Raw genomic sequence first — 16,739 nt, 5'->3', positions numbered from 1 at the left:
CTCCGCGCTATAATGTGACATGAAACAAGCACCTGTACAGAAGAAACCGGATGCTCCCCCCGGTTCCTTGCGTCTTGTTGCGGGCTACCTACACCGCAAAGGGCGAGGTTTCGACACCGAAGTCGGCTACGAAAATAGTAACCCCTGTCGCGGTATAAGTGACGTGTGCTACAATCGGGGCTATGCTTAAGCCGGTTAAGATCTTTCTCTTTGCGGGGCAGTCGAACATGGTGGGGGCGGATGCCCACCCCGAGCGCATCAACGACTTCCCGCTCTTCAAAGGAGCTGGTGCACCCCAGCCCGATGTCCGCTACTGCACGCTCCAGGACGGGACATCGGGCTGGGGGCCGCTGCGACCTCTCGATGCCTTTGGGCCGGAGCTGACCTTCGCTCGTCTGGTGAAAAAGCACGATGACTCCCCGCTGGCGATCATCAAGTCCGCGATTGGGGGCACGACCGTGGCCTACGACTGGAACCCCGATGCGCCCGAGAGTGGCCAGAAGCTCTATCCCCGCACCCTCCAGCTCATCCGTGAGGCGCTTGCCGCGCTCGACAAACAAGGCATTCGCTACCAGTTCGAGGCCGTGGTCTGGCACCAGGGCGAGAACGACATGCTGGATCGCAAGATTAATACAGCCTATGCGGCGAATCTCCGCACGATTATCCAGCGCCTACGTGCCGATCTGAAGCTCCCGAAGCTCAAGTGGTTTCTGGGTGAAGTGAGTGAGAAAGGCATCTGGGGCATGGACAACCGCGCGAATCTCGCGATTCTGCGCGAGCAGCAAGACCAGTTCCTCGCGTCCGACCCACTGCTACGCTGGGTGCCGACCTCGCACCTTGCCTTCGACGTGATGAACAGCGGGCAGCCGCACTACCACTTTGGAACACAGGGCCAGCTTCAGCTCGGGGAGGCGTTTGGGGCGGCGTACTTAAAAGAAATCGGGAAGCTTCCGAAGCCGAAAGAGCGCAAGTTTGCAAAAAGCCTGCCGGTTCCCAAGAAAGGCCGTATCCGGCTGTTCGTGCTCGCAGGGCAGCGCAATATGGAGGGCGAGGACGCGTTTGTGAGCGAGCTTCCCGTCACACTCACTCAGCCGCAGAACGACGTGCTCTTTCGCTACTCACTGAGCGGTGGCGTCCAGAAATCTAAGGCCTGGGAGCCGCTTGGCCCGGTGAGTGCGCTAGGCAACTTCGGCCCAGAGCTGAGCTTCGGGGCGCAGCTTCGAAAGTCCCTCCCCGCCAGCGATGGTGTCGCGCTTCTCAAGTTCACCCACAGCGGGGCGCAGGGGCCGGACTGGCTGCCACAGGGCTCGCCGGAGAGCCGCCGCAATCTCTATCCTCGGTTTATCGCCTTTCTCCGCGACGCACTTGCTGATCTCACGCGCCAGGGCTACGACGCAGTCTGGGAGGGCGTTTTCTGGCACCCCGGCGAGAACGATACCTACTTCACGCCCTACCAGAGAAGCTACGCGGGTTGGATGAAGGTGCTTATGGCCCAGGTGCGGCAGGATCTGGGCCAGCCAAATCTCCCCTGGTTTGTCTCCGAGCAGCACCCGAAGGCGATCTGGAAGAACGAGGAGGCACTGAACGCCAGTCTGAGAGAGCTGGCGCAGACCGACAAGCAGCTCATTATTGTCAAGACCGAGCACTTGCCCCACCAGCGTGTGCACTTTGGGACGCAGGGAACCTTACTTCTGGGGGAGGCACTTGCCCGAGCCTACCAAGAGCGCCGCCCATGACCCAGCCACGGAACCTACGGGAGTACGAGCAGCGTGCTCGCGAGATTCTCCCTCAGGCGATCTATGACTTTTACGTCGGCGGAGCGGGCGATGAGATTACGGTGCGTGAGAACGAGCAGGCGTGGGCGGGCTTGCGGCTGCGGCCTCGCGTGCTGGTGGATGTGAGCGCTTGCCAGACAAGCACGACGATTCTGGGTCAGCCTGTTTCGATGCCACTTCTTACCGCGCCGTGCGCCCTCAATGCCCTGGCCCACCCCGACGGGGAGCTCGCCGTGGCCCGTGCGGCTTCCGCAGCAGGCGTGATTCAAGTTGTCAGCACGCTCTCGTCGTATTCTGTGGAGGAGCTCGCTTCCGCATCGAGCGGCATGCGCTGGCTTCAGCTCTACTGCTACCGGGATCGTGGGCTAACAAAGGCGCTGGTGGAGCGTGCGGAGGCGGCGGGCTTTGGTGCGCTCTGTGTGACGGTGGATGTTCCGATGCCGGGGCTACGGGAGCGGGACATTCGCAACGGCTTCAAAGTTCCTCCCCACGTCCGCGCCGCCAACTTCGAGCAAGCCATCCCCGATGTGGCGGAAGGCTCGGCGCTCCTGGCCTATGTTGCGGATCAGTTCGATCCGAGCCTGACCTGGGACGCTTTGGACTGGCTGCGGAGCGTCACGCGCCTGCCAATCGTGGTCAAGGGGATTCTCACCGCCGAGGACGCGCTTCTTGCTGTCCAGCACGGCGTGGTAGGTATCGTCGTCTCAAACCACGGTGGGCGGCAGCTCGATAGCGTCGTGAGTACTGCCGAAGCACTCCCCGAGATCGTCGCCGCCGTTGAAGGCCAAGCTGAGGTCTATGTGGACGGCGGCATCCGTCGCGGCACCGACATCCTCAAAGCCCTCGCCCTCGGAGCCCGCGCCGTGCTGATTGGCCGTCCCTACCTCTGGGCGCTGGCGGTGAATGGAGAGGCCGGGGTCGCGCACGTTCTTACGCACCTCCACGATGACCTAAAGCTCTCCATGGCCCTCGCCGGTTGCCCGAAACTGAGTGATGTTGGGCCGCGCTTAGTTCGTGTAGCCGCCGATTGAAATCGGCGGCTAGCTCAGAATCCCGTGGATCACTTCGCCGTGCACGTCGGTGAGGCGGCGGCGGGTGCCGTTGTGGTAGTAGGTGAGCTTGGTGTGGTCTATTCCCAGCAGGTGCAGGACCGTGGCGTGGAAATCGTAGACACTCACGGGGGTTTCGGCGGTGTCGTAGCCGATCTCGTCGGTGCTGCCGTAGGAAAAGCCGGGCTTGAGGCCCGCGCCCGCCATCCAGCAGGTGTAGGCAAACGGGTGGTGGTCACGACCAGGCTTGCCGACACCTTGGGTGATGGGGGTTCGGCCAAACTCCGTAGTCCAGAGGATCAGGGTGTCGTCGAGCATCCCGCGCTGTTTCAGATCCGCGAGCAAGGCAGCGACGGGCTGGTCCATGCTCCGTGCCTGCTTGGTGTGGTTCTCGACAATGTCCTCGTGCGCGTCCCAGTTGATGCGCGGCGAGCCAAACGCGCCGCCGTGGTAGAGCTGGACAAAGCGCACTCCGCGTTCCAGTAACCGACGGGCAAGCAGGCAGTTGCGTGCAAAGCCTCCCGCGACAGGATCGTCAATGCCGTAGAGCTTTTTGATGTGCTCGGGCTCGCTCTCGAAGCTCACCACTTGCGGAATGCTCACTTGCATGCGTGCTGCTAGCTCATAGGCACGAATCCGTGCCGCCAGTGCGGAGTCGCCGGGGTTGGAGGTTCCGAACTCCTGGTTCATCGTGTGGAGTAGGCCCAGCGCTGCTTGCCGGTCTGCGGCTTTCACGTCACTGGACGGGAAGAGATTGTCCACCGGATTGCCCTTGGGATTAAAGGCCGTCCCCTGGTGCGTCGCCGGTAGAAACCCCGATGTCCAGTTGATCGCGCCCCCGGCGGGCAGGCCACGCGGATCGGGGAGCACCACAAAGGCGGGCAGGTCCTGGTTGACGGTTCCCAGGCCATAGCTCAGCCACGCGCCCAGACACGGAAAGCCATTGAGCGTGAAGCCGGAGTTCATCTGAAACGTGGCTGGGGTATGGTTAGCGGACTTGGCCTTCATTGAGCACAGAAACGTGATGTCGTCCACACGCCCCGCCAAGTGCGGCAGTAGCTCGCTCACCCACTTACCACTCTTGCCGTGCTGCTTGAATGCAAAGGGGCTCTTCATCAGATTCCCCGGCTGGGCGAAGAACGTGTCGAAGACTTTCTTGCACTCCTTGCCATCCATTTTTATTAATTCAGGCTTGTAGTCAAACGTGTCAATATGACTGACGCCGCCGCAGCAAAAGATCTGGATGACGCGCTTGGCTGCCCCCCCGCCCCCCGTCCGACGGGGGAGAGAAAAGGAAGATTCCTCATTGTCCCCTCGCTGGGCGGGGGTTAGGGGGTAGGCTTTCACTTCATCTGCCAGTAATGCGGTAAGCGCGATGGAGCCGAGTCCACCGGCGGCTTGGGTGAGAAAATGACGGCGATTGATCGGGTTATCTGGCATAGAGAAACTCACTGGAGTTGAACAGTGCCCAGCAGAGGCTATCGAGCGAGTGGGCTTTGAGGTGCGCTAGAGCACGGGTGCGCTCGGTGGGCGTGGGCAGGCGTCCCAAGGCGCGGGTGTAGGCGGCAGTGATCTGTGCGCTGGGGGTGCTGCCCGCCTCGTGAATGATTCTCGTGGCGAAGGCGCGGGACTGGCGCAGGACAAAGCTATCGTTCATCAGGGCGAGGGCCTGAATAGGGGTTGTGGTGACCGTGCGCTTCGGGGTTTTGGTAGACGGATCGGGGCAGTCGAGGGTTTCGAGCAGCGGGTTGCGGGCGCTCTGAACCCCCATCCGGTAGAGCGTTCGGCGGTTGAACTCGGGCGTGTCTTTGTCTATTAGCTGGTAGAAATCCGAGCCGTAGTTACTTACGGTAAAGGGGCGGAAGCTGGGGCCGCCAAGGGCGGGGTTGAGCTGTCCACTGATCGCTAGCATGCTATCGCGCACGGCCTCGGCCTCTAAACGATGCGGAGAAAAGCGCCAGAGCAGGTGGTTGTCAGCGTCTATTTTTGCCGCTTTGGGATCGAACTGCCCGGACTGACGGTAGGTACTGGAGAGCAGAATCACGCGATGGAGCTTCTTGAGGCTCCAGGCGCCGGGACCGGAGAACGCAGTCGCCAGCCAGTCTAATAGCTCCGGGTGGCTGGGGCTCTCGCCGTTGTTGCCGAAATCGTTGGGGGTGCCGACAATTCCATGCCCAAAGTGCCCCTGCCAGACCCGGTTGACTATCACCCGTGCCGTCAGCGGATTGCGTGAATCCGTCAGCCAGCTTGCCAGTGCGAGGCGGCGCTGTGCCTCAGGGGAGTCGGCGGCGAGGCCAAAGTGAGGCGAGCAAGCCGACAGCGCGCTGAGACCACCGGGGGTGACGATCTCACCTTTTGATTGCACATCGCCGCGCAAGAGAAGCTGCGTTGGTTGTGGCTGCTGCGACACGACTGCGTAGGCTTGAACCGGAATCTCTAGGGTTTTTAGCTGTTTTGCCAGACGCTCACTCTCGGCCCGTAGCCTATCGCGCTGCCTGCGCTCTTCGGGGGTGAGGGCGGCCTCCAGCATCTCGGGGGCTACATTAAAGGGGGTCTGTCGGTAGGACTCCGCCACCTCCGCATCCGTGAGCGCCCGGTCGTAGACACGTGCTTCCTCGATCTCGCCCCTCAGAAAGTTCGTGGAGCCGGTGTGGCGTGGGCCGATAAGAAGGTGTGTCTTGCCCGCCGGGTAGGTACGGGCCGCGTTTTCAGGCTGGTAGGCGGCAGCGTAGGGCTTCCCATTGCGAAAGAGCTGGATACGGCCATCATCGTGGTAGACAATCACAAGCTGCACCAGCTCGTTGGGCGAAGCGGTCTCTTGCGGCGCGTCTAAATCTTTTGTGCGGTGATAAAACTCGCTCCCGGAGATCCACTGGGCGTGCTGGCGCTCCCCAAAAACAATACCATCGAACTGTGCGCCGTTCTCGGTCTCGATTGTCAGTGCGCTCCCACCTTGCTGGTCGAGATCCGCTAGGCTCACCCAGGCTTCGAGTGTCTTCTCCCGAAGCTCCCTCGTCAGTGGCTCGCTCTGAAAACGCCCACTCTTTCCGTCGAGCTTGAGCCGTCCACCAGGTAGGTTCTCAAAAGTCCAGCACAGTAGCGGCTGGGGAGCGACGGGAATCGGTCTGCCAGTGCCTTTCCGTTCCTGAAGCAACTGGGCACGAATGGGCTCCTCGATGCGCCGAAGCTGGCTCTGGCACTCGGCCTGTTTGGCACGGAGCTGCTGCATCTGGAGTGCGCGTGACTCTGCTTGCGTCTTGGTGAGCACGGAGCGGTTTCCGGGCTGGGCTCCCGCGAGCGCAGACTTGAGGCGGTAGTAGTCTCTGGCGGGAATCGGGTCGAACTTATGGTCGTGGCAGCGGGCGCAGTTGACACTCAGCCCGAGAAATGTCTGGCCGACCAGCCCGATCATGTCCTCCAGCTCCTCCTCGCGTGCCCGGAGCCGCACCTGCAGGCCCGGAGCGCCCTTTCCCGCCTCATCTTGTGGCCCGGCGACCAGAAAGCCCGTTGCGATCACACCGTCTTCGCCCGCACTCTCCAACACGTCACCTGCGACCTGCTCGCGGATAAACTGGTCGTAGGGCTTGTCGGCGTTCAGGGCATTTACCACGTAGTCGCGGTAGCGCCAGGCATGCTCTCGCAGATGATCGTACTCGAAGCCATGGCTCTCGCCAAAGCGCGCCACATCCAGCCAGTGCCGCCCCCAGCGCTCGCCGTAGTGCGGGCTTGCCAGTAGCCTCTCTACAAGCTTCTCATAGGCATTGGGAGCTGCATCCGCCAGAAACGCGGCGATCTCTTGTGGGGTGGGCGGCAGGCCGGTGAGATCGAAGCTCACTCGCCGAATGAGCGTGCGCCGATCGGCCTCCGGTGCGGGCTTTAGTCCTTTGGCTTCGAGCTTTGCTAGCACAAAGGCATCAATGGGATTGCGTGCCCATTTTATTCCCCCTGCCGGGCGGGGGATGGGGGGGAGTTGCACCGGCTGGAGCGACCAGAGGCTACTCTCGCGGCTGGCGAGCGCGAGTGTACCCAAGACAGCGAGCGGCAGAAGAGCAAGGAGGCGTCTGTGCATGGCGTGGCTTATTGTACACAATATCGTACCCTCTAGCCCCCTCAGTCAGCGAAGAGGAATTTCTCGTTTTTTGGGCTATAGTAGCGTGTGATAAAGACAGAGACCGTCGTTACCTGGACAACGCGCGATGCCACCTTTGTGCTGGGTGCTAGTGGCGCCTTGGTCGCGCTGGCACGCCGCCGTGATGGCCGGAGCTATCTTGCCTCTACGCAGCCCGCTCCGCTTCTGCAACTACGGATCGCTGGGAAGCTCTACGCACCCGAGACCGCGCGCTGGAACGCGAAGACCAAGCGGCTGACGCTTGGCTTTGGCGCGACGGGCGTCAGCGCGGCGCTCGCGGTGCAGGCTAAGCCAACCCATCTCACGCTGGAGCTCGTCGAAGTGGCTCCAAAAGAAACTGTCGAGCTGGTGGTCTGGGGGCCGTACCCGACCGTGATCGGGGAGACAATTGGCGAGATTATCGGGGTGGTGCGCGACTCCGAGTGGGCGATAGGCATTCAGGCGCTCAATACCAAGACCCTCGGGGGCTTTCCCGGGCAGGAGAGCGATATTGAACCCGACTACACCGCCGATGACACGGGCAGCTACCCCGATCTGCCCGATGCGCTCAAGAAAGACCAGCTCTTTCGCGGCGACACAGCACGGCGCACCGCCTTTGGGAGCGTGATTCAGTGCTACTGTCGCAACCGCAGCCAGACGCGGCTAATCGCCAATTGGGGCATCGAGAAATTCCCTGCACCTGCTTTCGACGACGGTGGCGTGGTCGGCAGCAAGATCGCGCTCTTTGCCTGCCCCGCCGCAAAAGCGCTGGACACGCTCGGGGCAATCGAAGTCGCGGAGGGCCTGCCGCATCCACTGCTCGATGGGGTCTGGGCGAAGAAATCCCCCCGAGCCACAGACTCCTATCTCATCGTGGACTTTAGCGAGAGCACGATTGATCGCGCAATTGAGATGACTCTGAAGGCGGGGCTGCGCTATCTCTATCATAGCTCGCCGTTTGAGACCTGGGGGCACTTTCGCCTGAAGCCAGCACTCTTTCCTCACGGGGTCGCGGGTCTGCGCGAGTGTGTGGAGCGTGCCAAAAAAGCCGGAGTTCGAGTCGGCTTTCACACGCTCTCCAACTTTGTTACCCCCAACGATCCGTATGTCACGCCCCGCCCCGACCCACGCCTCGCCCGAAGCGGCACGAGTGTACTCACGGCGAGTATCTCCGTCACCCAGACCGAGCTACGGATTGCCGACCCCGAGCCGTTTGTAAAGAAGACCGCGCTGAGCACTGTGGCAATCGGCGAGGAGCTGATTCGTTTTGAGAGTGTCTCGACCAGCGCACCCTGGCGGCTTCTGGGTTGCCAGCGCGGGGCGTGGGGGACGCAAGCCACGGCGCACGCGAACCAGAGCGCCGTTGGCAAGCTGATGGACCACGACTACAAGGTCTTTCTCACGGATGCGTTGCTGACACAAGACATGGCTAAAAATATCGCCGCGCTCTGTAATCAGACAGGCACTCTCCAGATCTCGCTCGATGGTCTGGAGGGCAACTGGTCCACGGGCATGGGACAGTACGGGCGCACGCTCTTCACGCAGAGCTGGTATACAAGCCTTTCCCCCGAGCTAAAAGGTCAGATCAACGATGCCAGTAACCCCGGGCACTTCAACTGGCATGTCTACACCCGCATGAACTGGGGCGAGCCCTGGTACGCGGGCTTTCGGGAAAGCCAGACACTCTATCGCTTCAAGAACCAGCTCCACTACAGCCGCAACCTCATGCCCCGGATGCTGGGTTGGTTCGCCCTGCGTCCTGAGACCACTCTCGAAGACGCCGAGTGGCTGCTGGCACGGGCGGCGGGCTTCGATGCGGGCTTCGCACTGGCGACCAGCCTCGCCAGCACCGCACAGCTAAGTGCCGACCCTCTCTCCACCGAGACCGCAAAGCGCTTCGGGGCGATCCCCGCGATTCTTGAGGCGATCCACCAGTGGGAGACCGCGCGGCAAACCGGCGCATTCGCCGAGAAGCTCAAGGCTGAGCTGCGTGACAACACACGAGAGTTTCACTTGGAGCCCGCTGGAGCCAACCAGTGGAACCTCTATCCCGTGAGTGCAGGCCGACGCGGCAATCCAATCCGCCTCCGCGCTAGGAAAAAATCATGACTACCTCCCAAAAACTCGCACAGACTCCGCCGATGGGCTGGAATAGCTGGAACGCCTTTGAGCAGAAGATTGATGAGAAGACCATCAAGGAGATCGCCGATGCGCTGGTGCGCTCTGGGATGCGCGATGCGGGCTACCGCTACTTAGTGCTTGATGATGGCTGGCTACAAAAGGAGCGCGATAGCAAGGGGATTTTAGTGGCCGACCCGATGAAGTTCCCAAACGGCATGAAGGCTATCGGGGACTACATTCACGCCCAAGGGCTGCGCTTTGGCATCTACGAAGACCGGGGCAAGCTAACCTGCCAGGGCCTCGCCGGAAGCTACCAGCACGAGACGACGGACATACAGACCTTTGCAAGCTGGGGCGTAGACTATCTTAAGCTCGATAGCTGCTACGCCGAGCTCAATAAGCGCCTCAGTAGCGATGACTACACGCTCTACCGGGATGCGATTGCCAAGGCAGGCCGCCCGATGATTTTGAGTATGTCCGACTTTGGCAGTGGCGCGTGGGCCTGGGATGGCGAGAAGATCGGCCAGCTCTGGCGGACATCGTATGACATCTACCCGAATATGGACTCGGTCTACAACTGCGCTGAGACGTCGGCGGGCGACCACGTGACCCATCCGGCCTTCAATGGCCTGGGGCAGTTTGCCGGGCCGGGGCACTGGAACGACCCCGACATGCTACAAGTGGGCAACCTCAAGACAGATACCCAGAGCCGCGCCCACTTCAGTCTCTGGTGCATCCTGGCCGCACCACTCATGGCGGGCAACGACTTGCGCAAGATGCCCGAGAGCGTGCGGACTATTCTGACGGCTAAGGAAGTGATTGCGATCAACCAGGATCCGCGCGGCATTCAGGGCTACAAAGTCTTGAAAAACAATGGCCAGGAGATCTACAACAAGCCCCTCGCCGACGGGACAACCGCCGTGCTGATTCTCAATAAGAGCGATAAGCCCGCCGCGATCACGGTTCCGTGGGAGCTGATTGGACTAACGGGTCGTCAAAAAGTTCGTGATCTGTGGCTCCGCAAAGACATCGGTGCCTTTGAGGGCTCCTTCACCAGTCCACGCCTCGCGCAGCACGAGCACCAGCTTCTTAAGATCGGCTCCCGTGGCCGCCCTCTGCCCGCACCTGAACCGCTGCCTTTAGAGCGCTACACGGTCACCAAGAACGGCGTCACCTATCTCAGCGATCTCTGTTACATCTGGCGACGTGACCGTCCGCCGGTCAGTGACCAGAGTGCAAAACGCGAGCCGCTGGTGCTCAATGGGAACTTCTACCGCAAGGGACTGGGTTGCCAGGGCAAGTCGGTCGCGATGTACAAGCTCAATGGCCGCGCGAGCCGCTTCCAAGCCACGGTCGGCCTTGATCCGTCGAATCTGCCCACCGTTGAGGGGCGTTTTCGCGTTCTGGAAGAGGACTTCTTCGGCAATAAAGTGCTGTTTGACAGCGGCAAGCTCCGCCCCGATGCACCACCAAAGACCATTGATATTGATGTTACGAACAAAGGCTGCCTGATGCTAGAGTTTACCGGCGATAATGTTCTGGGTACGTGGGCCGAAGCACGGGTGGTGGCATGAAAACACAGCAATCCTCGGTGGTAAATGCCCCTGTGGTTCTCGCGTTTCTCGCGTGTTTTTTGTTTGGTCTGCAAGGCGGCCCTGCCGCCCGTCCGCAAGGGCAAGCCTGGCAGCACTCCGGCTCCGTCTACTTACTCACCACTCCCGACGGCGCAAACCTGCCCGCATCGGTGATACTCACGGACTTTCCGGTGCTGGTTCGCCTCCGCCGTGAGACGTTTGCGTTTGCTCAGGCACAGCCCCACGGCGAGGATCTGCGGGTCACGAACAGCAAGGGCCAGCCGCTTGCCTATCAGATCGAGCAGTGGGACGCGCAAGCGGGGACGGCGAGTGTCTGGGTGCGTGTCCCTCAGATCACCGGCAATGCGCGCCAGGAGCTACGGCTACACTGGGGCAACCCGGCGGCAAAGAGCGAGTCCAGCGGCCCGGCAGTGTTTAATGCAACCAATGGCTACCTGAGTGTCTGGCACATGGACGAAACACTGGCAGACGCAACGGGCAAGCTCACGGCGACGAACAAAGGCACCACTCTCGCGCCTGGCCTGATTGGGGTGGCGCGGCGCTTTGCCGAAAATCAGGGAGTTGCCGGAGGCGAGAAGCTCACGAGCCTCCCCGCGGGCAGCCAGCCGCATAGCTCGCAGGCGTGGTTTCGGGCGGAGCGCCCCAACGTGCGGATTCTTGGCTGGGGCAACGAGGAGCGCCAGGGCAAAGTGACGATGCAGTTTCGTAGTCCGCCGCATGTCAGCATGGACTGCTACTTCTCCGATGCCAATGTCGCGGGAAAGAGCAAGCTCCCAATGGGGGAGTGGCTGTACGTGGTACACACCTACGAAAAGGGCAATGCGCGGGTCTATGTGAACGGTGTCTTAGACGGCACAGCGCAGTCATCAGCCGCGCCGCTGAATATCCAAAATCCCGCTCGCTTCTGGATCGGTGGCTGGTACAACAGCTACGATTTTGTGGGCGAGATGGATGAAGTTAGAGTTTCCTCTGTTGCACGTTCTGCCGACTGGGTGAACCTGGAGTACGAGAACCAGAAACCCTTGCAGACGCTGGTGGGAATGCTCGTGCAGCCCGGCAGTGAGTTCTCCGTCTCGTCGCCACAGCTCACCGTGCGCGAGGGCGAGCGGGCCACGATCACGGCGCAGGCAGGCGGGGCGCAGAAGCTCTTCTGGGTGCTCAAGCACAAGGGGCAAGAGAAGATTGTCGCCACCGACCAGCTTGCCTACACGCTCGACGCGGGCCGAGTAAGCGGCGACACAAAACACACACTCTTGCTCAAAGCTGTCTATCCCGAGGGCGTCAAGAGCCGCGAGATTCCGGTGACGATCCAGGAGGCGATTGCTGACCCCGTGATCTCGCTCAAAGCCCCGCGCCAGTGGGACGGACGCACACCGATTGAGATTATAGCGACGGCGGACAAGAGCGCTCTGCCACTGCGCTACGCCTGGAAAGTGGACGGGCTCGCGACCCGCAAAGAGGTGCTTCCCGGCAAGCTGCGCCTCACTCGTGCCCAAAACAGCGGGACACTCACGGTGAGCGTTTCGGTGGACAACGGCGGCGCACCCGTGACACAGGCGGTGAAACTTGCGGTGACGGAGCCCAAGGCCGATCCCTGGATCGAGCGCAAGCCCGCCCCCGATGAGCAGCCCGTGGACAACCAGTTCTATGCCCGCAATGCCAGAAACGAGGGGACGCTCCACGACAAGGGCATGCTGAACACCCCCGCCGACTCCGTGTTTTTGCGCCTCTACGCTGACGGGACACTGGTCAAGACCGTCACGCAGAAGCTCCCTGCGAGCCGTGCCTATGCGCTCTCCGTATCGCTCAAGCCGGGTCTGATCCACTACCGTACGGAGTCTGGGAGTGTCACGGGCGGTCAAGCGACCGTTCTGCGCACGGCCTCGAATCTCGTCTGCGGCGATGCATTTGTGATCCAGGGGCAGTCCAACGCGGTCGCCACGGACTTTGGCAAGGAAACCCCCGCGTTTCAGAGCGAGTGGATTCGGACGTTCGGGACGCGCTGGGAAGACGCTCGCCATAGAAATCAAGATGGCAAGACGGGTGAGATCGGCTACTGGGGGATGGAGCTGGCGCGGCGATTGATGGAGAGTGAGAAGGTTCCCCTCTGCATTCTGAATGGTGCCGTCGGGGGGACGCGTATTGACCAGCACCAGCGCAATCCCAACAACCCTACCGACCCCACTACCATCTACGGGCGCTTGCTGGGGCGTGTGCGCCAGGCCGGGCTGACCCACGGCATTCGAGGGATTCTCTGGCACCAGGGCGAGAACGATCAGGGCGCGGATGGCCCCACCGGCGGCTTTGGCTGGGAGACTTATCGGGAGTACTTTATAGATCTCACTGCCGCCTGGAAGCTGGACTTCCCGAATCTCCAGCGCCACTATCTCTTCCAGATCTGGCCCAAGTCGTGCGCGATGGGCATTGACGGCTCCGACAATCAGCTCCGCGATGTCCAGCGTCAGCTGCCCTCGCTCTTCTCGAAGATGAGTATTATGTCCACACTGGGCATTGATCCACCCGGTGGCTGCCACTTCCCTGCGGCAGGCTACGCCGAGTTCGCACGGCTGATCTTCCCGATAATCCAGCGCGACAGCTACGGCAAGATCTTTACGGAGCCGATCACGCCGCCAAGTCTGAGGCGTGCCACTTTTACCAGCGCCAAGAAAGACTCACTGACTCTGGAGTTCGATCAGGCCATTGTCTGGGACAGTGCGCTGGCGAGCGAGTTCTATCTCGATGGTCAAAAAGGTAAAATAGCCTCGGGCGTGGTTTCGGGCAATCGGCTGACTCTCACGCTCACGGAGCCGACGACGGCGCAGAAAATTACCTATCTTGACAGCGCGGCCTGGAGCCAGAAGCGGCTCCTGCGAGGAGCCAACGGAATCGCCGCCCTGACTTTCTGCGATGTCACAGTCCAATAACACCATGAACAAAGTTGCCGTCTTAGACTATCTTAAGAGCATTGATGGCAAGCCGTCGCTCCAAACCGACGAGATCTTCAAGCGAGTTGGTAAGTACCCTGGTCTCTGGACCTGGGACATGCAGGACTTGACCCGAGACTTCGCGGAGTACAATACCGGCGCACGCTACTGGGAGATCTTTGCCTTTGATGTCTACGATCAGGGCTTTAACCAGAGCTGGTACGACTATATTTTGCCGATTATCGGCAACAAACCCATGGCGATTGGTGAGTGTGATCGGTTGCCTACCCCAAGCTACTCAGGGAGCAGCCGCCAAAGTTCAGGTAAACTCCCAAGATGACCGCTGACATTGATGTCTTTTTCCGCGAGGGCTTTCTCCATTTCCCTGGCATCTTCACGCCCGACGAAGTAACGGCGCTGCGTGAGAAAACCGACGCGTGCTTTGCCAACCGCGAGCAGGTTGACCCAAAGTTTATCTCGCATGTCTACGGGGCGTTTGTACTGCGGCGCGGCGCAGAGTACGACCCGCTCTTCGCCAGCTTAGTCGAGCGGCCTGAGATTCAAGCGCTGGCGAGTGCGGCACTGGGGCCACAGCCCGCTTTCAATGCCCTCAATGTGATCCGTAACGAGCCAGGGCAGGCGATCTCGCTCTGGCACGTGGACGATGTGCTGGAGCTGCCCCTCCCCGAGGAGATCCCGCGCTTCGATGCCCGGATTCGCCTGCCCGTGCTCTGGCTGACGGTGCAAGTGGCTCTGAGTGCTATCGAGACTCTGGAGCATGGCCCTACCCAGTTTGTGCCCGGGAGCCACTACTCAGGCCGTCGGCCCCCGAAAGGCGAAGAGAATCCCGTGTTTGAAGGACAGGGCCCCGTGCCAGTGTTCTGCAAGGCGGGAGATGTGTATCTCACCAACCACCAGTGCTGGCACCGGGGCGCACCGAATCTCTCCGACCGGACACGCTATGTGCTTCAGCTCCAGTACGCCACCCGCTGGGCGGATCGGCGCTTTCGCGGCGTGGCATAGACGCGCCCCAAAGGCTACTCCCCAGGGTACTTGAGGCCAATCTCCACACGCACCGCGTCTAAGGTACGCATGACGGCCAGTGTCCCATCGAGCGGGAGAATCTCACTCTCCGTCTTTCCGGCGCGCAGGCACTCCGCCACATGCATCGCCTCAAACTGAAAGCCCTCGCCCTCGTGCTCAAACTCTAGTGTCTGGGTGTGACCATCCGCCGTTAGAATCAGGCTCTTGGGGCGCCACCAGAACGGAACCTCGATCTTGCCCTTGGTGCCGATAATTGTGGTAACAAACGGCGTGGTGACTTGAATCGAGGTCGTGCAGGTAGCGAGGGAACCGTCTGGGAAGCCCAGTACGACCCCCACATTTTCGTCAACACCTGTGCTTCCAAGCTGCCCGAACGCCTTCACCACACTTGGTTTCCCCAGTAGCATCATGGCGATATTAATCGGGTAGACCCCCACATCCATCAGCCCCCCCCCGATCAGCTCGCGAGAGAAAAGCCGCCCATTGGGATTGCCGATAATCAGCTGGTTCTTATCATCCAGAGTACCTGCACCGTAGCCAAAGTCCGAATAGACTTGGCGCACTTTTCCAATCGTGCCCTCCGCGATCAGCTCGCGCACCTTCACCCAGACCGGGAAGCAGCGGCTCCAGACACCTTCCATCAGGAACAGCCCCTTCTCCCGCGCCTTGGCAACCACTTCCTCGGCCTCCTTGAGGTTCACCGTGAAGGGTTTCTCACACAGCACGTGCTTGCCTGCGTTCAGCGCCAGTAGCACCTGCTCACGGTGGAAATTATGCGGCGTCGCCACGTAGACAATATCAATCTCCGGGTCGTTGACGAGCTTGGTGTAGGCATCGGGGTCGGTGTGCTGGGTCGGCACATCGAACTTTGCGGCGTACTTGGCCGCTTTCTCAGGATCGCGCGAGGCAATTGCCTGAATCTTATGATCACTTAGCTTGGACACATCTGCGCCCAGACGGTTGGCAATGGAGCCACAGCCTAAAAATCCCCAGCGAAGGGGTGAATACATTGACATGTTTTTCTTTCTTTTCGCCCCCGTTCATGGGGGTGAGGAACTACTCCATCGGGTACTTTAGCCCAATTTGTGCGCGTAAGTTGTCCAGAGCACCCATCACGGCGAGGCTGTCGCTATGGGAGAGAATATCGCTCTGGGTGTGGCCGGCGCGCAGGCGCTCGGCGAAGTGGATGGCCTCAAACTGGAAGCCGGGGCCGTCGAAGGGCAGCTCAAAGACCTCGGCCTCACCGCCTCGGGTCAGCGTGAGCTTGCGCGGGGTCCACCACGGGGCCGCCACTTCGATCTTGCCACTCTCGCCAATCAGAGTCGCGCTCTGGGGCGTGCTGACCTGAAACGACGTGCTGGTGATAGCCAGTGCGCCACTGGGGAAGTGCAGCAGCATCCCCGCGTTCTCGTCCACGCCCGTGTGTCCCAGCGTCCCCAGGCATGCCACTTGATCCGGGTTCCCGAGCAGCATCTGGGCCAGGCTCACCGGGTAGATTCCGACATCCATGATCGCTCCGCCACCGAGCTCCGGGTTGAAGAGGCGCGCCTGGGGGTTCAGCCCGATGATTCTACCGTCGTCGCCGACATTGGAGGGGCTGGGCCCGCAGCGAAAGCCAAAGTCGGCGTAGAGCATGCGTGGCTTGCCAATCGCGCCCTCGGCGATCAGCGCACGCACTTTATCCCAGACCGGGAAGAAGCGACTCCACATACCCTCCATCAGAAAGAGGCCCGTTTCTTTGGCGACTGCGATAACAGCCTCGGCCTCGGCTTTGTTGATCGTGAAGGGCTTCTCACACAGAACATGCTTGCCACTCTTGAGGGCTAGGAGGCTGTGCTCTTTGTGGAAGGTGTGGGGCGTGGCGACATAGATCGCGTCCACGTCCGGGTCGTTGCAGAGAGCTTCGTAGCTGGCGTGGCGGTTGGTGATACTGTGCTTGCTCCCAAAGGCGGCGGCTTTTTCGGCATCACGTGAGCCGACAGCGACGACATTTTGATCCGAGAGCAGCGCGATGGACTCGGTAAAGCGGTTGGCGATACTCCCAGCCCCGAGAATTCCCCAGCGCAGGGGTGTGTAGCGGTTTGACATAGCGCCCCAAGGATACCCCGCGTGCCGGGGCTGCG

Annotated in this window: 12 protein-coding genes; 8 read left to right on the top strand and 4 right to left on the bottom strand. The window is 61.1% G+C overall.

The features are described 5' to 3' along the window. Positions 1-19 precede the first annotated feature (19 nt). From ACH2ED_RS17105 to ACH2ED_RS17095, 3 genes are read left to right on the top strand one after another with little or no spacing between them, the layout of a single operon-like run. A complete protein-coding gene (locus tag ACH2ED_RS17105; RefSeq protein ID WP_395093758.1) occupies positions 20-190 on the top strand; it encodes a hypothetical protein in 171 nt (56 codons plus the stop codon). Then, positions 183-1,736, top strand: a complete 1,554-nt coding sequence (locus ACH2ED_RS17100; RefSeq protein ID WP_395093755.1) for a sialate O-acetylesterase — start codon at positions 183-185, stop codon at positions 1,734-1,736. Before ACH2ED_RS17105 ends, ACH2ED_RS17100 begins: the two co-directional genes overlap by 8 nt. Continuing rightward, positions 1,733-2,806 carry an alpha-hydroxy acid oxidase gene (locus ACH2ED_RS17095; RefSeq protein ID WP_395093752.1) on the top strand — a complete coding sequence of 358 codons (1,074 nt, stop codon included), beginning with the start codon at positions 1,733-1,735 and terminating at the stop codon, positions 2,804-2,806. Before ACH2ED_RS17100 ends, ACH2ED_RS17095 begins: the two co-directional genes overlap by 4 nt. A gap of 9 nt (positions 2,807-2,815) precedes the next feature. Here the strand turns inward: ACH2ED_RS17095 and ACH2ED_RS17090 are convergent, their stop codons facing one another. Continuing rightward, positions 2,816-4,264, bottom strand: coding sequence for a DUF1501 domain-containing protein (locus ACH2ED_RS17090; protein WP_395093749.1), 1,449 nt, complete (start codon positions 4,262-4,264; stop codon positions 2,816-2,818). Next, complete coding sequence (locus ACH2ED_RS17085; RefSeq protein WP_395093746.1) at positions 4,254-6,893, bottom strand: DUF1553 domain-containing protein; 2,640 nt, start codon at positions 6,891-6,893, stop codon at positions 4,254-4,256. Before ACH2ED_RS17085 ends, ACH2ED_RS17090 begins: the two co-directional genes overlap by 11 nt. 87 nt (positions 6,894-6,980) lie before the next feature. On the opposite strand from ACH2ED_RS17085, the gene ACH2ED_RS17080 reads away from it, so the two are divergent. Genes ACH2ED_RS17080 through ACH2ED_RS17060 form a run of 5 tightly spaced genes read left to right on the top strand, consistent with a single transcriptional unit; the run spans position 6,981 to position 14,595 of the window. Next, the gene (locus ACH2ED_RS17080) at positions 6,981-9,041 is read left to right on the top strand and encodes a hypothetical protein (protein ID WP_395093744.1); all 2,061 of its coding nucleotides are present in this window, start codon (positions 6,981-6,983) and stop codon (positions 9,039-9,041) included. Continuing rightward, positions 9,038-10,627, top strand: a complete 1,590-nt coding sequence (locus ACH2ED_RS17075) for an NPCBM/NEW2 domain-containing protein (protein ID WP_395093741.1) — start codon at positions 9,038-9,040, stop codon at positions 10,625-10,627. The genes ACH2ED_RS17080 and ACH2ED_RS17075 overlap by 4 nt, the downstream gene beginning before the upstream one ends. Next, positions 10,624-13,572: a DUF2341 domain-containing protein gene (locus ACH2ED_RS17070; protein ID WP_395093738.1), complete on the top strand. Its 2,949-nt coding sequence runs from the start codon at positions 10,624-10,626 to the stop codon at positions 13,570-13,572. The genes ACH2ED_RS17075 and ACH2ED_RS17070 overlap by 4 nt, the downstream gene beginning before the upstream one ends. 4 nt (positions 13,573-13,576) lie before the next feature. Then, positions 13,577-13,912 (top strand): hypothetical protein, encoded by a 336-nt coding sequence (locus ACH2ED_RS17065; RefSeq protein ID WP_395093735.1) that lies wholly within the window; start codon positions 13,577-13,579, stop codon positions 13,910-13,912. Beyond that, a complete protein-coding gene (locus tag ACH2ED_RS17060; RefSeq protein WP_395093732.1) occupies positions 13,909-14,595 on the top strand; it encodes a phytanoyl-CoA dioxygenase family protein in 687 nt (228 codons plus the stop codon). The genes ACH2ED_RS17065 and ACH2ED_RS17060 overlap by 4 nt, the downstream gene beginning before the upstream one ends. Positions 14,596-14,609: 14 nt before the next feature. Here the strand turns inward: ACH2ED_RS17060 and ACH2ED_RS17055 are convergent, their stop codons facing one another. After that, on the bottom strand, positions 14,610-15,626 hold the full coding sequence (locus tag ACH2ED_RS17055; RefSeq protein WP_395093729.1) for a Gfo/Idh/MocA family protein: 1,017 nt from the start codon (positions 15,624-15,626) through the stop codon (positions 14,610-14,612). A 46-nt stretch (positions 15,627-15,672) separates the two neighbouring features. Beyond that, on the bottom strand, positions 15,673-16,704 hold the full coding sequence (locus ACH2ED_RS17050; RefSeq protein ID WP_395093727.1) for a Gfo/Idh/MocA family protein: 1,032 nt from the start codon (positions 16,702-16,704) through the stop codon (positions 15,673-15,675). Between the last annotated feature and the right edge of the window lie 35 nt (positions 16,705-16,739).

Origin of the sequence: Armatimonas sp., from assembly GCF_043757465.1 — a bacterium.
Taxonomy (GTDB): domain Bacteria; phylum Armatimonadota; class Armatimonadia; order Armatimonadales; family Armatimonadaceae; genus Armatimonas.
The sequence above is the reverse complement of the archived record's forward strand: the minus strand, read 5'-3'. Positions and strand labels throughout refer to the sequence as shown.